This is a genomic window from Pseudonocardia sp. (genome assembly GCF_025965585.1).
Classification (GTDB): domain Bacteria; phylum Actinomycetota; class Actinomycetes; order Mycobacteriales; family Pseudonocardiaceae; genus Pseudonocardia.
In genome coordinates, this window is sequence record NZ_JAOPWR010000191.1 from 1 (window position 1) to 3,668 (window position 3,668).

At 69.4% G+C, this 3,668-nt stretch carries 4 protein-coding genes; all 4 read right to left on the reverse strand.

Going from position 1 to position 3,668, the window contains the following annotated elements:
• Positions 1-842, reverse strand: an 842-nt coding sequence (locus tag JWR81_RS12295) for a Rieske 2Fe-2S domain-containing protein (protein WP_297650714.1), incomplete at its 3' end; no start/stop codon positions are given.
• Positions 839-2,149 (reverse strand): cytochrome P450, encoded by a 1,311-nt coding sequence (locus tag JWR81_RS12300; protein WP_297650725.1) that lies wholly within the window; start codon positions 2,147-2,149, stop codon positions 839-841. The genes JWR81_RS12295 and JWR81_RS12300, both read right to left, overlap by 4 nt.
• Positions 2,146-2,583: an SRPBCC family protein gene (locus JWR81_RS12305; protein WP_297650727.1), complete on the reverse strand. Its 438-nt coding sequence runs from the start codon at positions 2,581-2,583 to the stop codon at positions 2,146-2,148. Before JWR81_RS12305 ends, JWR81_RS12300 begins: the two co-directional genes overlap by 4 nt.
• Positions 2,584-2,585: 2 nt before the next feature.
• Positions 2,586-3,668, reverse strand: a 1,083-nt coding sequence (locus JWR81_RS12310) for an amidohydrolase family protein (protein ID WP_297650729.1), incomplete at its 5' end; no start/stop codon positions are given.

Below are 3,668 nucleotides of genomic sequence, written 5' to 3' on the forward strand. Positions count from 1 at the left end.
GCGAGGCGCCGCTCGTGATCACCGCTGTCGCGGTCGATCCAGTACGTCGCGAAGATCTCCGTGCGCCCGTCGTCCACGGGCGTGGTGTTGATCGAGATGACCCGGATGCCGTCACGCGTGTGCTCGACGTTGACGCTGACCCCGAGGCCCGACCAGAGGATCTCGATGGTGTTCATCGTGTCGGTGCGCAGCGCACCGTCAGCGTCCCGGGCGTGCTCGCTCCACCCCTTGCCGAAGCCGACCCGCGCCCACCACGTCGGCCCGTCGGCGGCCTCGTCGAGCGTCACCGGGCTGATCGGTGTGCGGTGCACGAACCGGAAGTGGTGTGGGTCCACCGCGTTCTCCGCGACCATCTGCGGGTGCACCGCGAGATCCGTGTGGTGCTCGGGATGAGCCGGGTGGAACCCGATGTCACGGATGTGAGGAGCTCCGCCCAGCGCGTCCGGCACCTCCCACAGCGGCTCACGGCCCGCGGCGTCGTGCCACACATAGATCGACTCGTTCCGCTCGGTCACCGGCCAGGTGCCCAGCTTCCGTCCCTTGTTCGGTCGGTCCTGGTAGGGGATCGAGACGTTGTGGCCGTCCGGGCCCCAGACCCAGCCGTGGAACGGGCAGCGGATGCCGTCGTCGGTGGCGCACCCGCCGTGGGCCAGGCTCGCGCCGAGGTGCCGGCAGTGCCGGTCGTGCACGCGCACGACCCCGTCGCGTCCGCGGTAGGCGACGAGATCCCGCCCGAAGTAGTGCAGGGGCACGACCTGCTCGGGCCCGATGTCGGACGACCAGGCCACCTGGAACCACCCGGTCAGGTCCAGGCTCAGGCCGTGAAGCTCCATTGCCGTCATCGGTCGAACACCACGGGCAGCCGGGGCGGCGAGCGCAGTTCCTTGCCGCGGATGACGATCTCGCCGGCGTCCGGGTCGAGGGCGACGCCGGGCAGCCGGTCGAGCACCTCCTCCAGGACCACCCGCATCTCCATCCGCGCCAGGTGCATGCCCAGGCAGACGTGCGGACCCGAGATGAAGGCCAGGTGCCCCTTCAGCGGACGGTGAATGTCGAACGCGTCAGGGTTCTCCCACCGCCGCGGGTCGCGGTTCACCGCGCCGATCACGATCTGCAGCGCCGCGTCCTCAGGGATCTCGACCCCGCCGACCACGCTCGGCCGGGTCGAGGTCCGCGTGGACATGTTCAGCGGTGGCTCCAGCCGCAACGTCTCCTCGACGGCCGCGGGGATGAGGCCGCGGTCGGCGCGGACATCCGCGAACTGGTCAGGGTGCCGCAGCAACAGCAGGAGCATGGTGGCCGACGAGCGGGCGGTGGTCTCGGCTCCGGCGATGAGCAGCAGCCGGATGAAGGAGATGATCTCCTCGTCGGTGAGCTGCTCGGCCGCGCCGCTGTCCTTGTCCTCAGGCGCCAGTGTGACGGTGACCAGCCCGGTGAGCAGGTCCTCGCCCCGCGGGTGGGCGCGGCGGTCGTCGATCTGCTCCTGCAGGTAGGCGCCCAGCGCCGTGGACGCGGCGAGCGCGCGTTCCGGCTCGAACGCGATGTTGGTCATCTCGACCGTGAGGCGCAGGAACCGCGGCAGGTCGACCTCGGGGAGCCCGATCGCCTTGCCCATCACCGTGGCCGGGTACGCGAGAAGCAGCTCGCGGACCAGGTCGGCACTGCCCTGAGGCCGCAGGGCGTCGATGTAGCGGCGCAGAAGGGGCCGGGCGATGTCGTGCTCCCAGCGCTCCATCTCCCGGCGGGTGAAGGCCTGCTGGATCAGCCGCCGGTACCGGCCGTGCTCCGGGGCGTCCATCTGGATCATCGTGCGGCCCCAGACGAGGCCGACCGACTCCCCGAGCACCGACGACGAGTACGTCTCCCCGTCGCGGAAGACCTGGGAGGCCTCATCGAAGCGCAGGATCGAGTAGAGGTCGCGGTCGCCGTACATGTAGTCCGACATGGAGACCTCGCCCCACGGCGACGAGGGGCCCTCGTACACGCCGTGCTCCTCGCGGAGCGTCCGCCAGTGCTCGTGCGGGTCCGCCGCCGCGGCACCGGTGGCGATCGAGAACGCCTCGAACGGGTCGTGCCGCTCCGGATCGTCGGCGATGGCGGCCTGGATCAACTGGCCCGCCGTCAGCGCGGGCTGGTCCACGGCGGTCATGCGCCCTCCGCCAGTCGCTTGAGTCCCCTGATGAAGTCCTTGGCGCCCTTGGCCATCATCGTATTGATCATGAAGTCGGGGAGGTTGAACTTGACGTCGATCTGCAGCTCGACGTCGATCGCGCTCGTGCCGTCGCCCTTGTCCTGCACGACGAACGTGGCGTCGTTCTGCGTGATCAGGTCGCCCTCGACGAGCTTCCAGCCGATCGTCTGCTCGTCCGGGTAGAGGTACTCCACGACGTACTCGGCCGCCTGGCCCATCGCCGAGATGCTCATCCGGGCCGTGGCCGGGCGGCCCTGGTCGTCGGAGGTGAGCAGCTCGGCCTTCCGGCACTCGTTCTGCCAGTTCGGGTAGCCGGGTACGTCGAGCAGGACGGCGCGGATCGCGTCCGGACCGGTGTTGATGACGCCGGACTTGGTGACCGCCTGAGCCATCGTCACTCCCCCGACTTCATCAGGTCGCGCAGGGACTCCGAGATGGAGGCCGTGCTCTTGTCCGGCGCGTAGGCCGCCTCGGGGCCCTTGCCGCCGTTGGGGCGCCAGCCGTCGGCGGCGGTCGAGGCGAGGAAGCCCTCCTCGGGGAAGGCGTACCACTGCCGCGTGTTGCCCTCGACCATCTGCTGGACCTCCTCGTCGGGGACGTCGGCGAAGACCTCGGCGGCACGGGCGCGGCTCTTGGGCCAGAAGGAGTCGGAGTGCGGGTAGTCGCACTCCCAGGTGATGTTGCCCAGGCCGATGTCGTAACGGTTCTTGACGCCGGTCTCGTCCTCGATGAAGCAGCCGGAGATGTTGCGCTTGAACAGCTCCGATGGCGCCACCTCGGGGTGGATGTTCTGGTAGTACTTGTGCTTGCGCCAGACGTAGTCGGCCCGCTCGATCAGGTACGGGATCCAGCCGACGCCGCCCTCGGAGAACGCCACCTTGAGGTTCGGGTGGCGGTGGAACACCGGGGAGAAGATCAGGTCGGCGCACGCGTTCATCGACGTGGTGCCCATCAGCGTGATCATCACCGCGAACGGGGCCTCCGGCGCGATCTGCGGCGGGAACCCGCCCGACCCGAAGTGCATCACCGCGGTCAGGTTGGTCTCCTCCAGTGCGGAGAACACCGGGTCCCAGTGGTCGGTGTGGTAGCTGGGCAGCTTGAGCGCCGTCGGGTTGTCGGGGAGGCCGATTGCGCGCGCCCCCTTCGCGGCGACGCGCTCGATCTCGGCGACCATCAGGGCGGGGTCCCACAGCGGCAGGATTGCCATCGGAATGAACCGCGCCGGGTCGGTCGCACACCACTCGTCGAGGGAGAAGTCGTTCCAGGCCTTGACGCCGAGCAGCGCGAGGTCCTTGTCCTGGCCCTCGAGGAAGATCGTGCCGCAGAACCGCGGGAACGACGGGAAGCACAGCATCGCGTGCACGCCGTCGATGTCCATGTCCCGCAGGCGGGCCTTCGGGTCGTAGCAGCCCGGGATCATGTCGTCGTAGCGGACGGGCTCGATGCCGTACTCCTCGGGCTTCTTGCCGGCCACGGC

Excerpts from the sequence above, each read along its gene's own strand:
- JWR81_RS12300 (WP_297650725.1), bottom strand. The coding sequence starts at position 2,149 with ATGACCGCCGTGGACCAGCCCGCGCTGACGGCGGGCCAGTTGATCCAG.
- JWR81_RS12305 (WP_297650727.1), bottom strand. The coding sequence starts at position 2,583 with ATGGCTCAGGCGGTCACCAAGTCCGGCGTCATCAACACCGGTCCGGAC.